The following is a 14,744-nucleotide window of genomic DNA, read 5'->3' as shown; positions in this document are numbered from 1 at the left end:
GATCGCGTCAGCCATGAACATGAATGTCGTTATCGGTTACGCTTTGCGGCCGCTGAACCCTTATATTGTCGTTGAATGCCGCCTGCGCGCGTGCAGTTGATCTGATTGGGACGTTTGCATGAATTCGGAGTTTGCCGTTCGCCCGATGCGACCCGGTGAGTTGGAGCTGGTGCTGGAGTGGGCACGCCAGGAGGGGTGGAACCCCGGGCTTGACGATTCACTTGCATTCCATGCGGCAGATCCCTCCGGCTTCTTTGTCGGCGCATTGGGCGAAGTCCCTGTCGGATCGATTTCGGTTGTCAAATATGGCGATGTCTTCGCTTTCGTCGGCCTCTACATGGTCCACCCCGATTTCCGTGGCAAAGGCTATGGAAAGGCGATCTGGGATGCCGGCATCGCCTCTGCCGAAGGGCGCAGCATCGGGCTCGACGGTGTCGTCGCGCAGCAGGAAAACTACCGCAAGGCCGGTTTCGAGGAAGCTTACAAGACCGTTCGATACGGCGGCGTGATTTCGTCCGTCCCCGCTTCGACGCTGACGGCCAGTATCGTGTCGGACAAGCTCGACGGCTTGCTGCGCTATGATGCCGGAATCTTCACCGTGCCGCGGCCCGACTTTATCTCGTCGTGGTGCACGAGCCGCAAGAGCCGCCGAACGGCTATTGTCCGCAAGAGCGGGAAGATCCGTGGCTACGGAACGATCCGAAGATGTTATGAAGGCTACAAGATCGGGCCGCTCTTCGCGAGCGATGCCGATGCGGCCGCTTCCGTGCTGGCTGTGCTGGCAAAAGAAGCCGCCGGCGCCCGTGTTTTCATCGACATTCCTGCTGACAATAAGGATGCCGTCGCGCTTGCGCAGGGCATGGGTCTTGAGCCCGTCTTCGAAACCGCCAGAATGTATCGCGGGAAAGCGCCTGAAGTGCCGCTGAAGAACGTGTTCGGCGTGACGACGCTGGAACTCGGCTAGAGCGTCCTTTGTGCGTCCTTAAGGGCGTACAAAGGACGCTCTATCTTATTGAATCTACGCATCAGGCCTTCCGAAAATCGATTCCGATTTTCGGAAGGCCTGATGCTGTAGGCGGTTCTTTCCGATCTCAATCCATGGCTGAGGCGGGCGCTGTCGGTGCGGAGCTCTTGGGACGACCCTTTTCGGCGATTGCAATTCCGCCGAGGGTCAGAACAAGCGCGATCACATGAAAGAGCTGCAGCTGTTCGCCGAGAAGCACGACCGAGAGCAGGGTTCCGAAAACCGGCACCAGATTGATGAACAGACCGGCGCGATTGGCGCCGATTGTCTCGACGCCCCTGATGTAAAACACCTGCGCCAGCAGGGACGCGAATATCGCGGTATAGAAGGCAATGACCCAACCGCGTGCGTCAGGCACCTGCACGCTGCCTTGCATGCCCTCCCACAACAGCAGCGGAACCGCGCTCAAGGCTGCGCCAAGCGCTGGGACCGCCATCAGCGTGCGCCAGTCGAGCGGCGGCTTCCAGCGCAGGAAGATCGTGTAGATGGCATAGGCCACGACCGCAATCAGCATCAGTCCGTCGCCCCTGTTGAGGCCGAGCTGAAGAAGGCTTGCAAGGTCGCCATGCGACGCCGTCAGGGCAACACCGACGAGGGTCATGGCGAAGCCGGTGATCTGGGCGAGGGATACGGCGGTGCGGAAGAACATGAAGTTCAAGAGAAAGATCAGCATCGGAATGCCGGCTTGCTCAATCGCGACGTTGATAACGGTCGTGTACTTCACCGCCGAGTAAAGCATGGCATTGAACAGCGTATAGCCGACGATGCCATAGAAGAAGAGGAGCGGCAGGTTCCGCCTGACGACGGGCCAGTCGCGCTTCAGCTGCGGCATCGATATCGCGGCGATCAGGGCCGTGGCGAGAAACCAGCGCAGAAAAGTCAGCATCATCGGGCTGACATGACCGAGGGCGAGTTTGCCGGCCACAGCGTTTCCGCCCCAGCAGAGCGCGGCCACGATGAGACATATATAGGCGGCAAGCTGCATCGCCGATTCTTCCAAATGGGAGGCGAATACTGCCTCGAAGTTCAACGCTAGCCGCGAACTAGCGTGTGCCGGCCTGATTTGTCACGTAAAAAGCCCATTCGGCTGTCAATACAGGGTCGCTTTCCCAAAAACAAAGTTTTATAGATGCGCGGGTTTATGCAGATGCGGTTCCATCCGCTGTTAACAGGAAGACGTGAATGACGAACGTAGTCGTGGTCGGTTCGCAATGGGGTGACGAAGGCAAGGGCAAGATTGTCGATTGGCTTTCCGAACGTGCGGATGTGATTGTCCGCTATCAGGGCGGCCACAATGCCGGTCATACGCTCGTCATCGATGGTGTCAGCTACAAGCTGGCCCTGCTGCCGTCTGGCCTCGTGCGCGGCAAGCTCAGCGTCATCGGCAACGGTGTTGTCGTCGATCCCCACCATTTCGTCGCTGAAGTCGCGAAGCTGCGCGCTCAGGGTGTCAACGTAACGCCCGAAGTGCTGCGCATCGCCGACAACGCGCCGCTGATCCTGTCGCTGCACCGCGACCTCGATGGCTTCCGTGAAGACGCTGCCTCCAACAGCGGCACGAAGATCGGCACCACCCGCCGCGGCATCGGCCCTGCCTATGAAGACAAGGTCGGCCGCCGCGCGATCCGCGCCATCGACCTCGCCGACAAGGAAGCGCTGCCGGCCAAGATCGACCGTCTTCTGACGCACCACAATGCGCTTCGTCGCGGCCTCGGCCTGCCGGAAATTTCGGTGGAATCGCTCGAGCAGGAACTGAACGAGGTCGCCGATCAGGTTCTGCCTTATGTCGATCAGGTCTGGCGTATCCTCGACGATCAGCGCAAGGCCGGCGCCCGCATCCTGTTCGAAGGTGCGCAGGGCGCGCTGCTCGACAACGACCACGGCACCTATCCCTTCGTCACGTCGTCGAACACGGTTGCCGGTCAGGCCGCCGCCGGTTCGGGTCTCGGCCCGACTGCGATCGGTTATGTTCTCGGCATCACCAAGGCTTACACGACGCGTGTGGGCGAAGGTCCGTTCCCGTGCGAGCTGGACGACGAGGTCGGCAAGCATCTTTCGACCGTCGGCCGCGAAGTCGGCGTCAACACCGGTCGTCCGCGCCGTTGCGGCTGGTTCGATTCTGTTCTGGTCCGCCAGACGGTGAAGACATCCGGCATCACCGGCATCGCGCTGACCAAGCTCGACGTTCTCGACGGTCTCGATGAACTGAAGATCTGCGTTGCCTACAAGCTCGACGGCAAGGAGATCGATTACCTCCCGGCTAGCCAGGCTGCTCAGGCTCGTGTCGAGCCGGTTTACATTACGCTCGAAGGTTGGAAAGAATCGACCGTTGGCGCCCGTAGCTGGGCTGATCTGCCGGCTCAGGCGATCAAGTACGTTCGTCAGGTCGAAGAGCTTATCGGCGCGCCGGTCGCTCTCCTGTCTACAAGTCCTGAGCGAGATGACACCATACTTGTGACCGATCCTTTTGAGGATTAAGGTTTCGTGTCATTACTTGTGCGGTTCGCTTGCTGAGCCGCACTTCTAGAGAAAGTACGTATGGCGGATTTTATCGCAGTTATCCGGCGGGCGGTTGACGGCCTGACCGACAATACGCCCGAGATGCGGGTCAAGGTCTACGAGCGCGCGCGCGGTGCCGTGCAGCGGCAGCTCGAGAACATGAAGCCGCGTCCGCCGGAAGCAATGCTGCAACGGCAGCTTGAAAAGCTTGAAGCCGCAATCCGCGAAGTCGAAGCCGAGCACGCCGTGGCGTTGCCGGCTGACGATGTCGTCGCTGAAGAAGAGGTCCTTGTCGCGACTGCCGAAGGCGTCGCCGAGGAACCGGCTGTTGTCGCCGAACCGGAGCCGCAGGCGGACGAACCGGAAACGGTGGTTGTAGCCGCTGCGCCTGTCCAAGAGCCGGAAGCGCCTGTCGAGGAAGCCCCTGCCGAAGAGCCGGTCCATCATGAGCCGGTTTACGCGCAGCCGGTCGAGGCGGAAGAGTCGGTCGTTTCGAGCGAGCCCGCTTATCCGGCGGAGCCTGTCTACGAAGAGCCGACGCATCACGCTGACGATGCGCGCTACGAAAAACCGGAAGAAACCGCGCGCGACGTTGCCATTGCCCAGCACGATGCCGCCTGGCAATCGCAGGAGCAGCAGCCCGAGCCGGTTTCGGTTCCGGAAGAGGTCGAAGCGTTCGAGCCCTGGCAGGCAACCCATGAGGAAGAAGCTCCGCTAGAGGCTTACGAGCCTGCGGCGGAGACGCGTGAGGCCGCTCCTGAGCATCATGCCGCCTTCGAAGAGCATATTCCGGAAGAGCTTCCGCCTGCTGCCGAACCGTATGAGGCGGCGGAAGCGCCTGTTGAGCCCGCATCGCAGCCGGCACGGGATTTCGATCTCAGCAACCGTCTCGTCGAGCCCGTCTATGCGTTCGACAAGGAGCCCCAGGCTTTCGTGCAGCATAGCCGCGAGGAGCCGCTTCACGCTGAAGCCGCGGCACACTTCGATCCCGTTTGGGCCGAGCATGCAGAAGAAGTGCCGGAACCGCCGTCGAGGTTGGAACCAACGGATTGGGCGCTCGAAGAGCTTCGGCAGTTCTCCGATACATCACATACCGCGCCAGCGAACGACGCCGCGCGCGCCTTTGACGATCTCGTCGCCGGGCTCGGCAACGCGGCTGCCACCCAGCCTGCGCCCACCGGTAACGAAGCGTTTTCGTGGGAGGCCGCCGCGTTCGACGATCTTCCACCGATCGAGAACAACCAGAAGCCGGCAGCTACCGCGCATTTCGATGATGGCGATCTGTTCTCCGAGGTGCACGGCGGTCAAAGCCAGAAGCCTGAGAACCCAGATGACTCCTGGCAGGAAGCAACACAGCTTCGCGGCTACAACAATCGAGGCGTCGTTGCGGAAGATGACGACGGTACGGCGCAGAACGACATCGACAGTGTCATCGCTTCGAAGTTCCAGGGCCGCAATCTTCGGATGGAACCGAAGCGTCGCCGCTTTGGCATCGGCTCGATCATCAGCGTGCTCATCGCGCTTGGTGTCGTGGCTGGAGGAGCGTATGCCGCCTGGACGCATCAGGACGCTCTGACCGAAATGGTCAAGGGGTTGGTAAGCGCGGCTCCGTCGCAGACAGCCAAGACGGAAACACAGACGACCTCGCAGTCTGACACGTCTACGCCCACGCCGCAGACGGCCGATGCTGGGGCGACAAAGCCTGCTGAAGCCCAGAAGGAAGTCGCGTCGCTGAATGACGGTTCTTCCGTTAGCAACAAGTTCACGCAGCGCCTGCTCGCTGACGGCACCGAAGTCGACAATGGCGCTGCCGCTATCCCCAGCGCACAGGCTGCCGAGGGCAAGTCGGTCGCGCCGCAGAATGTCGCGTCTTCGGATGCTACGCCGCCCACGACCGCAACGACACCCGCAGCCACCGGTACGGCGCCTGCCGCTGCTGCAGCAACGGCTCAGGAAGCGCAGCAGGCTGCGCCTGTCGGTTCAAGCGAGAAGATGTTCCTGTATGAGGAGCGCATCGGCCAGAGTTCGCCGACGGCGATCCAGGGTTCTGTTGCCTGGACCGTCAACCATGAGGCCGGTACAGATGGCAAACAGGAAGCCGTCGTGCAGGGAACCGTTACTGTTCCGGAGCGCAATCTGACGGCGCAGGTCAATTTCAAGCGGAACTCCGACCCGTCGCTGCCGGCAAGCCATATCGTCGAGGTTGTGTTCTCGCTTCCGGCGAATTTCGAAGGCGGCGCGATCGAGAGCGTTCAGCGCATCGCGATGAAGCGGACCGAGCAGGATCGAGGCGACCCGCTGATTGCGGTGCCCGCGAAGATCACCGACGACTTCCATATGATCGCCCTCAACGACTATCCGGATGCCCGCAAGGCGAACCTGGATCTGCTCGAGAACCGGGACTGGATCGACATTCCGATCACCTACCGAAACGGTCGCCGTGCGCTGATCACGATGCAGAAGGGTACGACGGGTGCCCAGGCGTTTACGTCGGCAATTAAGGAATGGGCCGCTTCGGGCGACGTTTCGACCAGCCAGTAAGGCTTCGGATCGTGAATATAAAAAGGGCGGATCTTTCGATCCGCCCTTTTGCTTTTCCAGTGCAGTAATTCCTATGCCGTGGCTTCGACGACGCGAACTGCCTTGGCGCGTTCAAGCGCTTCTTTGCGGACGGCGTCCTGAACCTTCTCGAAGGCACGAACCTCGATCTGGCGCACGCGTTCGCGGCTGATGTCGAACTCGGACGACAGGTCTTCGAGCGTCACCGGATCTTCAGCCAAACGGCGGGCTTCGAAGATGCGGCGCTCACGGTCGTTCAGCACGCTCATTGCCTTGGTGAGCATGCGGCGGCGTGTGTCGAGTTCGTCCTGTTCGATCAGGACCGCTTCCTGGCTGTCGTGATCGTCTACAAGCCAGTCTTGCCACTGCCCGGACTCGCCTTCGGACGCCTTGATCGGGGCATTCAGAGAGGCGTCGCCGGAAAGGCGGCGGTTCATCGAGACGACCTCCTCCTCGGAGACCTTCAGCTTGGTTGCGATCTCGGAGACGTGCTCCGGCCTCAGATCACCTTCGTCAATCGCCTGGAGACGGCCTTTCAGCCGACGCAGGTTGAAGAAGAGGCGTTTCTGATTGGCCGTGGTGCCCATTTTCACGAGCGACCACGAACGCAGGATGTATTCCTGGATCGATGCCTTGATCCACCACATCGCGTAGGTCGCCAGACGGAAACCACGTTCGGGGTCAAATTTCTTGACGGCCTGCATGAGGCCGACGTTACCCTCGGAAACGACTTCGCCGATCGGCAGGCCATAGCCGCGATAACCCATGGCGATCTTCGCCACGAGACGCAGATGGCTTGTTACCAGCCTGTGGGCTGCTTCGCGGTCGCCATGCTCCGAGTAGCGCTTGGCGAGCATGTATTCTTCCTGGGGTTCCAGCATCGGGAACTTGCGGATTTCGTCCAGGTAACGATTGAGACCGGCTTCACCGGCAGTAATCGACGGCAAACTATTTCGGGCCATGATGCACCCTCCTATGGAAAATCCGGCTCCCGATGCGACGCGCTAAGGCGTCAAAAAGGCAAACCGGGACATTGCGCCTCTGATCGAGCCCGCACTAGGTCAATGTACAGATAAGTATGGCGGAACAGCGGTTCAAGACTTGGACCGCTTTCACGAAGCCGTTACTCGGGAAGCAGGCGCAAAGCTTCGACCAATGCTTCCATGTCATCAGGAAGAGGGGATTCGAAGCGCATGATCTCGCCGCTTCGTGGATGCTCGAACTGGAGCATGTAGGCATGCAGAGCCTGACGGCCGAAGCCGTTGACGGCTTTCTTCCCGGCTTCCGGCAAAAGGTTGGCCTTGGTCTTGAAGTGCGCGCCGTAGACAGTGTCGCCGAGAAGCGGATGGCCGATATGGGCCATGTGGACGCGGATCTGATGCGTTCGGCCGGTCTCAAGGTGGCATTCCACCAGCGACGCCAGCGACGTCGCATCCGGGTTCTCGTGGAAGCGCTCCAGCACTTCGTAGTGTGTGATCGCCTCATCGGCATCCTGGCTGTCAGCACGCTTGACGGCGCGGCGCGTACGATCGCCAGTGGCTCTGCCAAGCGGCGCGTCGATCGTGCCGGTCAGGGTGCGTGGCCGGCCCCAGACGATTGCCTGGTAAGCGCGCTCGAGCGGCATGGTGCGGCCGTGGTCGGCGAACTGTGCCGACAGGTGGCGGTGAGCGATGTCGTTCTTCGCCACCACCATGATGCCGGTCGTATCCTTGTCGAGGCGATGCACGATGCCAGGCCGGCGCACGCCGCCGATGCCTGACAGGCTGTCGCCGCAATGATGGATCAGCGCATTGACCAGTGTGCCAGTCCAGTTTCCGGCCGCCGGATGCACGACCATTCCGGCCGGCTTCGACAGAACGATGACGTCGTCATCCTCGTAGAGAACATCCAGCGGAATATCCTCGCCCTTCGGCGTCGGGTCTTCGGGTGCGGGAAGGGTGATCTCGAAGACGTCGCCCGGACGGACTTTCTTCTGCGGATCGGCGACGACGGCGCCCTTGGCCGAAACCTGCCCTTCCTTGATCAGTGCCTTGATCCGGCTGCGCGAGAACTCCTCGCCCAGTTGCGCCGTCAGCCATGCGTCGAGCCGGCCTGTGGCGTTCTCATCCGCCATCAGCACTTTCATAATGTCCGATGCTTGTTTAAAGGGGTCGCTCAAGACGCTTCTTCTCCGAATTATTTTACAAGAATGGAACGCCAAAAGATGACGAATATCCAGCCTGAAGACGAACAGGAAGAAAAGCCACTCGATCCGGCGATGGAAAGTGTCCGCCGCAAGATGATCCGCCTGCAGATCGTTTCGGGCGTCATCATGTTCGTGAGCCTTATGGCGGTCTTCGGCGCGGTTGTCTACAAGACGATGCGCGCTCCCGCGAAGGAGCCTGTCGCGGTCTCCAGCAGCGCCGTACCGGCGGATGGACCGATCTCGGCCACCGCAAACCTCCCGGCCGGTTTCATCATCCAGTCCTCGTCGCTTTCAGGCGGCCAGATCATGTTCTTCGGGTCGACATCGGATGGCGTGATGAAGGCGCTGGTGTTCGATATCAAAGCCGGACGCATCGTTGCCGATGTAACGATCAACGGCGGTTGAGAGGATGGCGGCCGCGCCGATAGTGATCGATGACGCCGACGATCCCCGCATTGCCGAATTTCGCGATATCAAGGAGCGCGATCTGACGGGAAGGCAGGGCCGGTTTATCGCCGAGGGCACGGTCGTTCTTCGCATGCTGGCGGTCGCCCACGTCAACGACGGCGATTTTGTCGCGGAGAAGATCCTTCTCCTGCGCAATCGCGCGGACGGCGTTTCGGAGATACTGGCGCAGTTGCCTGATGACGTGCCTGTCTTCATTGCCGAAGCCGAGGTTCTCGATCGTATCGTCGGCTTTCATATGCATCGCGGTGTCCTGGCGCTCGGTCGGAGACGGGTCTCCGCGACCTCGCTGATCGACCGGCTGCCTGAGACTGCGCTTGTGCTGGTAGGTGCCGGTATTTCCAACCACGACAATGCGGGCTCGATGTTCCGCAATGCCGCGGCGTTTCGGGCCGATGGCGTCTTTCTCGATGAGACCTCGTGCGATCCGCTCTATCGCAAGGCGCTGCGGGTTTCCGTGGGCTCGGTGCTCAGCGTTCCCTACGAGCGGGGAGGCACGGCCGAAGCGCTGCTGGCGCAGCTGGCAGCCCGGGATTTCGCGATCTGGACGCTATCGCCGCGTGGCGAGACGGATATCCGGTCGATACCGCCGTCCGGCCGCATGGCGCTTGTCGTTGGCACGGAAGGAGAGGGGCTGCCGCAGGAGATCCTGTCGCGTTTCCGCAGCGCACGAATTCCGCAGTCCGAGGGGTTGGACAGCCTCAATGTGGCGACGGCAACGGGTATCGCGTTGTTCGCAATGTCATCAGCCGCAGGGCGGATCTGATCAGCCGGGTTCGGAGAGTACGGTGGCCGCGCGTTGTGCTAGGTCGATACGCTCGCCTTCCTGCGGATCGCTTGCCTCAGGCAGAAGATCGCGGATCGGAGACGACGCGCCTTCCTGAAGCGCCGTCAGGGCAACCATGTTGGCTGCAACGGATGCTATGTCTTCCCTGATCGCGTCATCCTGCGACGAATCGTTCTTCGCCTTCAGCAGCCGTTCGGAGACCGCAGCGCTGCGGGAGCGGACTTCTTCGGCCAGTCGAGCGGTGGCGGCAGCGGCATCGAGCGGCGCCGCAATGCTCGCTTCCTTCGGCGCCTTTTCCGCGTCCGGTTCGGACAGAACCGGTGCCAATCCGGCGCTGCGCAGGGCGCGGTTTGCCTTGCGCAGGTCCCCGTTGGCGGCCTTCAACTGATCCTTCAACTTGGCGATTTCCTGTTGTTTCCGGGCAAGGAGCGCGTCGCGGTCGGCAAGCGCTGTCGTATCGCGTTGCGTCTTATCTTCCAGGCGGACGACCATATGTTCCTGGTGCGTCAGCTTCTTCTCCGCGTCCTTCGCCCGCTTCTGGACGAGATCCACATCCTGGCGCAGCGTGTCACGTTCGGTGCGAAGCGCGTTTGATTTGAACATGAGGTTTTCCACCTCGGTCTCGCGCGCGGCGATATCGATCTTCAGGTTATCGGCCTGTTCGGTGATCTTGTTCAGTCGGATCCGCAGCGCATCGAGTTCGCCTTCCTTGGCGGCACTTGCCTGCTCGGCGATGTGAAGGCTGGTCTTCAATTGGCTGATATAGTTCTCGTCCTTGCGCAGATGCGAGCGAAGATCCGCTGCCTCGACGCTCATGTCGGCGATCTGGGCCTGCAGTCCACCGATCTCGGACGCGAACTGGCCTGCGTCGCGGGCTGCCGAATCATGCTTCAGCTGTAGCGAGAGGGATTTTTCGCGTTCGCGGAGCAGGTCCTGCGCGGTGCGGGCGTTTTCTGCAGCATAGAGGGCGCGGACCATGTCCTTCTGCGCACGGACTTCCTGCGGACTGAGCGGCATGGTCGCCCGCATGCGGTTTTCCGTGTACCAGACGACGCGGCGGTGGACGGCGGGCGATACCAGGAAGACCAGAAACGCCGCGGTCAGAAAGCCCAGTCCGAACAAAAGAGCGTATTCGATCACGACAGGGCCACTGCTTCCGGAAGTTGATTTGCGTCAAGCCAATCATTAGGCGCACGGCGCCGATTGGGCAAGTGGCGGAAAGGTGACGGTGAACCGGGGTGCGCCGTCACGCTTGCCTCAGAAGGGGTTCCAGGTCGGGCTCGGCGTCACCTTGAGGTAGCCGACGTTCAGGCCGAGGCGGGCGCCGACACCGGTGCGGATCGGCACGATGAGAACGTTGTTGTTCTTGAGAAGTGTCATTCCGAATCCGGCGAGGACGAAAGCCTGGCCGCTGACGCCGCCGAAGCGGGCGTAGATGGCATCCGTGGAGGGCAGATCGTAGACCAGCATCATCACGCGCGTGCCCTGGCCACCGTAGTCGATGCCGAGCGACGGGCCCTGCCAGTACAGCGGATGCTCGCCTGCGTTCTTGGTGTTGAGCTGGCCTTCGCCGTAAGTCAGGCCGGCTATGAATGCGCCGGAGCCTTCCTGGCCGAGAATGTATCCGTTCGGCAGCCCGTATTTCTGGAAGGCCGCTTCGATGACCTTGGCAAGGCCGCCGCTGGTGGATCCGAAGAAGGAATGGCCGGCGTCGACGATCTCCTGCATCGTATATTGGCCACTGTTTGCTTCCTGCGCCGAAGCCTGCGTCGTCGACAGCATTGTCGAGGCGACTGTGAGGGCGAGGATCAGGCGGCCAAGTGCCCGAAATCTTCCGAAGATTGAGGAGTGCATGGTGTCATCCGTTCATCATGGTCGGTCGTTTGAGCCGTTTCCGGCATTTACTGCATTTTGCGCGGATGGTCTTAACAATCGGTTTACCAAATATGGTGTCATTATGGCGCCCGAGTACGCTCGCAAACTTCGTGCAATTTAGATGAGGCAAGATCTGCGGCGGAATGATTATACCGCCCTCAGGAGACGATGATGTCGAAAAATCCAAACCTTACCTTGACCGGCCCAGACCTGGCCGCGCTTCTCTGCAGCCGCGTTTGCCATGACGTCATCTCTCCCGTAGGAGCGATCAACAACGGCCTCGAGCTTCTCGACGAAGGCGGAGCCGATGCCGATGCGATGGATCTTATCAGAACAAGTGCGCTCAATGCTTCGGTTCGCCTGAAGTTCGCGCGCCTGGCATTCGGCGCGTCCGGTTCCGTCGGCGCATCGATCGACACCGGCGAAGCCGAGCGCGCCGCTAAGGATTTCGCGGCTGCGGAAAAGAAGACCGAAGTGACCTGGAACGGGCCACGTGCGATTATCCCGAAGAATCGCGTGAAGCTGCTGCTGAACCTCTTCCTGATTGCCTATTCGTCTATCCCGCGCGGTGGTTCGCTCGAGATCACGCTCGAGAATCCGGAATTCGATGCGATCTTTAAGATCGTCGCCAAGGGCAAGCTCATGCGGCTTCCGCCGAAGTTCGTCGAGATTTCCACCGGCGAGATCGAAGAAGCGATCGATGCCCATTCGATCCAGCCTTATTACGCCGTCCTGCTCGCTGAGGAATGCGGCATGCGGCTCAGCCACAGCGCCAGCCCGGAAGAGATCGTTTTTGGTGCAGAACTGATCGCTGCCTGATAGCGGAATCGGGACGAACCGCTGATCGAGGTAATAATTCCTTAGCCTAATGTTCCTATCCTGACGGTTGAAATGCCCGCCAGGACAGAAGCTGGGCTAAGGAGCAGCCATGCAGAGGTTCATGATTACCGACTCTTCGGACGTGGTTCGCAAGGTCGGAAGGCGCATTCTCTCCGAACTGGACTTCCTGGTCAGCGAGGCCTCCAATGCCAGCGAAGCGCTGTCGCGCTGCCAGATGGAGCTGCCCGACTATCTCATCGTCGATTCCGGCATGGACGGCGCGATCGATCTCATCGTTGCTATCAGAGCCATGGAAGGCGGCAAAGAGGTGAAGATCTATTACTGCGTCATCGAGGCCGACCTGAAGAAGCTGATGATGGGCAAGCGCGCCGGCGCGACCGATTTCCTCCTGAAGCCGTTCGACCGCAAGATTCTGACCGCCGTTTTCGGCAATCGCGCGATAGCCGCTTAACACCGCATACCAATCGCCGAAGCCTGCAAGCCGCCTACGAGGGCGGCTTTTCTGCGTGCGAGTAGGCTGCAAGACAAAAAAATCCCGCCCAGAAGGGCGGGATTTTCATCGGTAAGGGGTTGGCTAATTTCAGGCGGTTTCGGCGTATTCGGCGCCATCAGGCTCGCGCAGCACATAGCCGCGGCCCCAGACGGTTTCGATGTAGTTCGCGCCACCGGCGGCGTTTGCGAGCTTCTTGCGCAGCTTGCAGATGAAGACGTCGATGATCTTCAGTTCCGGTTCGTCCATACCGCCATAAAGGTGGTTCAGGAACATTTCCTTGGTGAGGGTCGTACCCTTGCGGAGCGAAAGCAGCTCCAGCATCTGGTATTCCTTGCCCGTCAGGTGAACGCGCTGGCCGCCGACTTCGACGGTCTTGGCGTCGAGGTTGACGATCAGTTCGCCGGTCATAATGACCGACTGGGCGTGGCCCTTCGAACGACGGACGATCGCGTGGATGCGGGCGACGAGCTCGTCCTTGTGGAACGGCTTGGTCATGTAGTCGTCGGCGCCGAAGCCGAGCCCGCGGACCTTATCCTCAATGCCGGCCATGCCGGAGAGAATCAGGATCGGTGTTTTGACCTTGGACAGGCGGAGAGTGCGGAGCACTTCATATCCGGACATGTCGGGGAGGTTCAAATCGAGAAGGATGATGTCGTAATCATACAACTTCCCGAGATCGACGCCTTCCTCACCGAGATCGGTGGTGTAGACGTTAAAACTTTCTGACTTGAGCATCAATTCGATGCTCTGCGCTGTCGCGCTGTCATCTTCAATAAGTAGTACCCGCATTCTTATCCCCTTTACCGCCGCCGAAAGGTGGTCTGGCCCCTACGCGATACCGAATATGTCACTGCGTGATTTGGAACCTGCCACGAAATGGTTAACAAATTCTGATTCACTCTGGCAAGAGGGTGAGAATTTATTAAATATTTTGTCCATTCCGCTGTTTTCCAACGAGAATCCGCAAAGCCAACTTCTCAACTGTTACATTAAGAATGGCCGGTAAGCGATTCATTCGACTCACCAATGAACAGGTACCGGAAATCGCGTAGTTGTGTTTACCGACCCTTAAATCATCGGGACTATCATTAACGATGCCCGTAAACGAAAGGTTACCAACGGTAGGTTTTTGTTAACACCGAAGGAAATTTTTTGAGCAAATCGCGTCAAAGCGGTTCGCAGAGGGCTGTGTAAGTGGAGCAGGGGTCTCGCATCACTGGAGTAATGCGTATGAAGTCGCGTGAGAGCCTAGTTCGTCTGAAAGAGTTTCAGGTGAACGAAAAACGTCGTCAGCTGCAGCAATTGCAGATGATGATGTCTGAATTCGACCGGATGACGAAGGATCTGGAGAGTCAGATCGTAATCGAAGAGAAGAAATCCGGAATTTCGGACCCGAATCATTTCGCCTACCCGACTTTCGCGAAGGCAGCTCGCCAACGCGCCGACAATCTTCAGGTCTCGATCAAGGAGCTGAAGATGCAGGAAGAGTCACTCGAGCAAGCGCTCGAGGAAATGCAGGCGGAATATGCACGTGCGGCCGCGCTGGAAGAGCGCGATGGTGCCGTGCGCGCACGGGCCTGACAAAAAAAGGCAGGCGCCAGAGTGCTGGCGCCTGGGGGATGCCTGAAAAAGCCATGCATGATGGGCTGTCGTGTCCGTCATACATGGCTTTTGGCGTTACTGGCCGCTTCAGAGATTGACGACGTCGCGCCATTCTTCGTGTCGTTGAGCCTGAGCCTTGAAGAACGGGCACAGCGGAAAGATCCTCCAGCCGCCGCGTCTGGCTTCGTCGATTGCGTGAGCGGCGAGGGCTTGTCCGACACCTTTGCCCCTTAAGGCATCCGGCACGCCGGTATGATCGATGATGATCAGCTTCGCATTGGTGCGCGAGAACGTCATCTCAGCCTGATGCCCGTCGAGCTCCGCGACATAGCGGCCGCCAGAGGTGTTGTCTTCGTTCTTGATTTCCATCGATTATCTTCCTCGCAGAGAGTGCAGGAAGAACTTCGCACGGGAC

15 protein-coding genes are annotated in these 14,744 nt (G+C 59.9%); 8 read left to right on the top strand and 7 right to left on the bottom strand.

Annotated elements, in window-relative coordinates; genetic code table 11:
• Positions 1-118 precede the first annotated feature (118 nt).
• The gene (locus tag FZ934_RS11515; RefSeq protein ID WP_153271171.1) at positions 119-964 is read left to right on the top strand and encodes a GNAT family N-acetyltransferase; all 846 of its coding nucleotides are present in this window, start codon (positions 119-121) and stop codon (positions 962-964) included.
• Between the two features lie 127 nt (positions 965-1,091).
• Here FZ934_RS11515 and FZ934_RS11510 read toward each other — a convergent pair whose 3' ends face one another.
• Positions 1,092-2,009: a DMT family transporter gene (locus tag FZ934_RS11510; RefSeq protein WP_153271170.1), complete on the bottom strand. Its 918-nt coding sequence runs from the start codon at positions 2,007-2,009 to the stop codon at positions 1,092-1,094.
• Positions 2,010-2,206: 197 nt separating this feature from the next.
• On the opposite strand from FZ934_RS11510, the gene FZ934_RS11505 reads away from it, so the two are divergent.
• Positions 2,207-3,502, top strand: coding sequence for an adenylosuccinate synthase (locus FZ934_RS11505; protein WP_113360447.1), 1,296 nt, complete (start codon positions 2,207-2,209; stop codon positions 3,500-3,502).
• A gap of 60 nt (positions 3,503-3,562) precedes the next feature.
• Positions 3,563-6,064, top strand: coding sequence for a hypothetical protein (locus FZ934_RS11500; RefSeq protein ID WP_153271169.1), 2,502 nt, complete (start codon positions 3,563-3,565; stop codon positions 6,062-6,064).
• 71 nt (positions 6,065-6,135) lie between these two features.
• On the opposite strand, the gene rpoH is transcribed toward FZ934_RS11500, so the two are convergent.
• Both rpoH and FZ934_RS11490 read right to left on the bottom strand, forming a co-directional pair.
• Positions 6,136-7,044: an RNA polymerase sigma factor RpoH gene (gene rpoH, locus FZ934_RS11495; RefSeq protein ID WP_113360453.1), complete on the bottom strand. Its 909-nt coding sequence runs from the start codon at positions 7,042-7,044 to the stop codon at positions 6,136-6,138.
• Between the two features lie 161 nt (positions 7,045-7,205).
• Positions 7,206-8,240, bottom strand: coding sequence for an RluA family pseudouridine synthase (locus FZ934_RS11490; protein ID WP_153271168.1), 1,035 nt, complete (start codon positions 8,238-8,240; stop codon positions 7,206-7,208).
• Between the two features lie 45 nt (positions 8,241-8,285).
• Here FZ934_RS11490 and FZ934_RS11485 point away from each other — a divergent pair, with 45 nt between their 5' ends.
• Positions 8,286-8,672, top strand: a complete 387-nt coding sequence (locus tag FZ934_RS11485) for a hypothetical protein (RefSeq protein ID WP_113360630.1) — start codon at positions 8,286-8,288, stop codon at positions 8,670-8,672.
• Between the two features lie 4 nt (positions 8,673-8,676).
• Positions 8,677-9,498, top strand: a complete 822-nt coding sequence (locus FZ934_RS11480; protein WP_153271167.1) for a TrmH family RNA methyltransferase — start codon at positions 8,677-8,679, stop codon at positions 9,496-9,498.
• On the opposite strand, the gene FZ934_RS11475 is transcribed toward FZ934_RS11480, so the two are convergent.
• A complete protein-coding gene (locus FZ934_RS11475; protein ID WP_153271166.1) occupies positions 9,499-10,659 on the bottom strand; it encodes a hypothetical protein in 1,161 nt (386 codons plus the stop codon).
• A gap of 117 nt (positions 10,660-10,776) precedes the next feature.
• A complete protein-coding gene (locus FZ934_RS11470) occupies positions 10,777-11,373 on the bottom strand; it encodes a DUF1134 domain-containing protein (protein ID WP_153271165.1) in 597 nt (198 codons plus the stop codon).
• Between the two features lie 192 nt (positions 11,374-11,565).
• Between FZ934_RS11470 and chpT the strand changes: the two genes are divergently transcribed.
• Entirely contained in the window at positions 11,566-12,213 is a 648-nt protein-coding gene (gene chpT / locus FZ934_RS11465) for a histidine phosphotransferase ChpT (protein ID WP_153271164.1), read from the top strand.
• Between the two features lie 109 nt (positions 12,214-12,322).
• A complete protein-coding gene (locus FZ934_RS11460; protein ID WP_113360464.1) occupies positions 12,323-12,685 on the top strand; it encodes a response regulator in 363 nt (120 codons plus the stop codon).
• A 129-nt stretch (positions 12,686-12,814) separates the two neighbouring features.
• Here the strand turns inward: FZ934_RS11460 and ctrA are convergent, their stop codons facing one another.
• A complete protein-coding gene (gene ctrA / locus FZ934_RS11455; RefSeq protein ID WP_003542362.1) occupies positions 12,815-13,516 on the bottom strand; it encodes a response regulator transcription factor CtrA in 702 nt (233 codons plus the stop codon).
• A gap of 441 nt (positions 13,517-13,957) precedes the next feature.
• On the opposite strand from ctrA, the gene FZ934_RS11450 reads away from it, so the two are divergent.
• Entirely contained in the window at positions 13,958-14,308 is a 351-nt protein-coding gene (locus tag FZ934_RS11450; RefSeq protein WP_153271163.1) for a flagellar export protein FliJ, read from the top strand.
• 108 nt (positions 14,309-14,416) lie between these two features.
• On the opposite strand, the gene FZ934_RS11445 is transcribed toward FZ934_RS11450, so the two are convergent.
• Complete coding sequence (locus tag FZ934_RS11445) at positions 14,417-14,698, bottom strand: GNAT family N-acetyltransferase (RefSeq protein WP_153271162.1); 282 nt, start codon at positions 14,696-14,698, stop codon at positions 14,417-14,419.
• Between the last annotated feature and the right edge of the window lie 46 nt (positions 14,699-14,744).

Source organism: Rhizobium grahamii (assembly GCF_009498215.1).
GTDB classification, from domain to species: Bacteria; Pseudomonadota; Alphaproteobacteria; order Rhizobiales; family Rhizobiaceae; genus Rhizobium; species Rhizobium grahamii_A.
The sequence above is the reverse complement of the archived record's forward strand: the minus strand, read 5'-3'. Positions and strand labels throughout refer to the sequence as shown.

Excerpts from the sequence above, each read along its gene's own strand:
- FZ934_RS11515 (WP_153271171.1), top strand. The coding sequence starts at position 119 with ATGAATTCGGAGTTTGCCGTTCGCCCGATGCGACCCGGTGAGTTGGAG.
- FZ934_RS11510 (WP_153271170.1), bottom strand. The coding sequence starts at position 2,009 with ATGCAGCTTGCCGCCTATATATGTCTCATCGTGGCCGCGCTCTGCTGG.
- FZ934_RS11505 (WP_113360447.1), top strand. The coding sequence starts at position 2,207 with ATGACGAACGTAGTCGTGGTCGGTTCGCAATGGGGTGACGAAGGCAAG.
- FZ934_RS11500 (WP_153271169.1), top strand. The coding sequence starts at position 3,563 with ATGGCGGATTTTATCGCAGTTATCCGGCGGGCGGTTGACGGCCTGACC.
- rpoH (WP_113360453.1), bottom strand. The coding sequence starts at position 7,044 with ATGGCCCGAAATAGTTTGCCGTCGATTACTGCCGGTGAAGCCGGTCTC.
- FZ934_RS11485 (WP_113360630.1), top strand. The coding sequence starts at position 8,286 with ATGACGAATATCCAGCCTGAAGACGAACAGGAAGAAAAGCCACTCGAT.
- FZ934_RS11480 (WP_153271167.1), top strand. The coding sequence starts at position 8,677 with ATGGCGGCCGCGCCGATAGTGATCGATGACGCCGACGATCCCCGCATT.
- FZ934_RS11470 (WP_153271165.1), bottom strand. The coding sequence starts at position 11,373 with ATGCACTCCTCAATCTTCGGAAGATTTCGGGCACTTGGCCGCCTGATC.
- chpT (WP_153271164.1), top strand. The coding sequence starts at position 11,566 with ATGTCGAAAAATCCAAACCTTACCTTGACCGGCCCAGACCTGGCCGCG.
- FZ934_RS11460 (WP_113360464.1), top strand. The coding sequence starts at position 12,323 with ATGCAGAGGTTCATGATTACCGACTCTTCGGACGTGGTTCGCAAGGTC.
- ctrA (WP_003542362.1), bottom strand. The coding sequence starts at position 13,516 with ATGCGGGTACTACTTATTGAAGATGACAGCGCGACAGCGCAGAGCATC.
- FZ934_RS11450 (WP_153271163.1), top strand. The coding sequence starts at position 13,958 with ATGAAGTCGCGTGAGAGCCTAGTTCGTCTGAAAGAGTTTCAGGTGAAC.
- FZ934_RS11445 (WP_153271162.1), bottom strand. The coding sequence starts at position 14,698 with ATGGAAATCAAGAACGAAGACAACACCTCTGGCGGCCGCTATGTCGCG.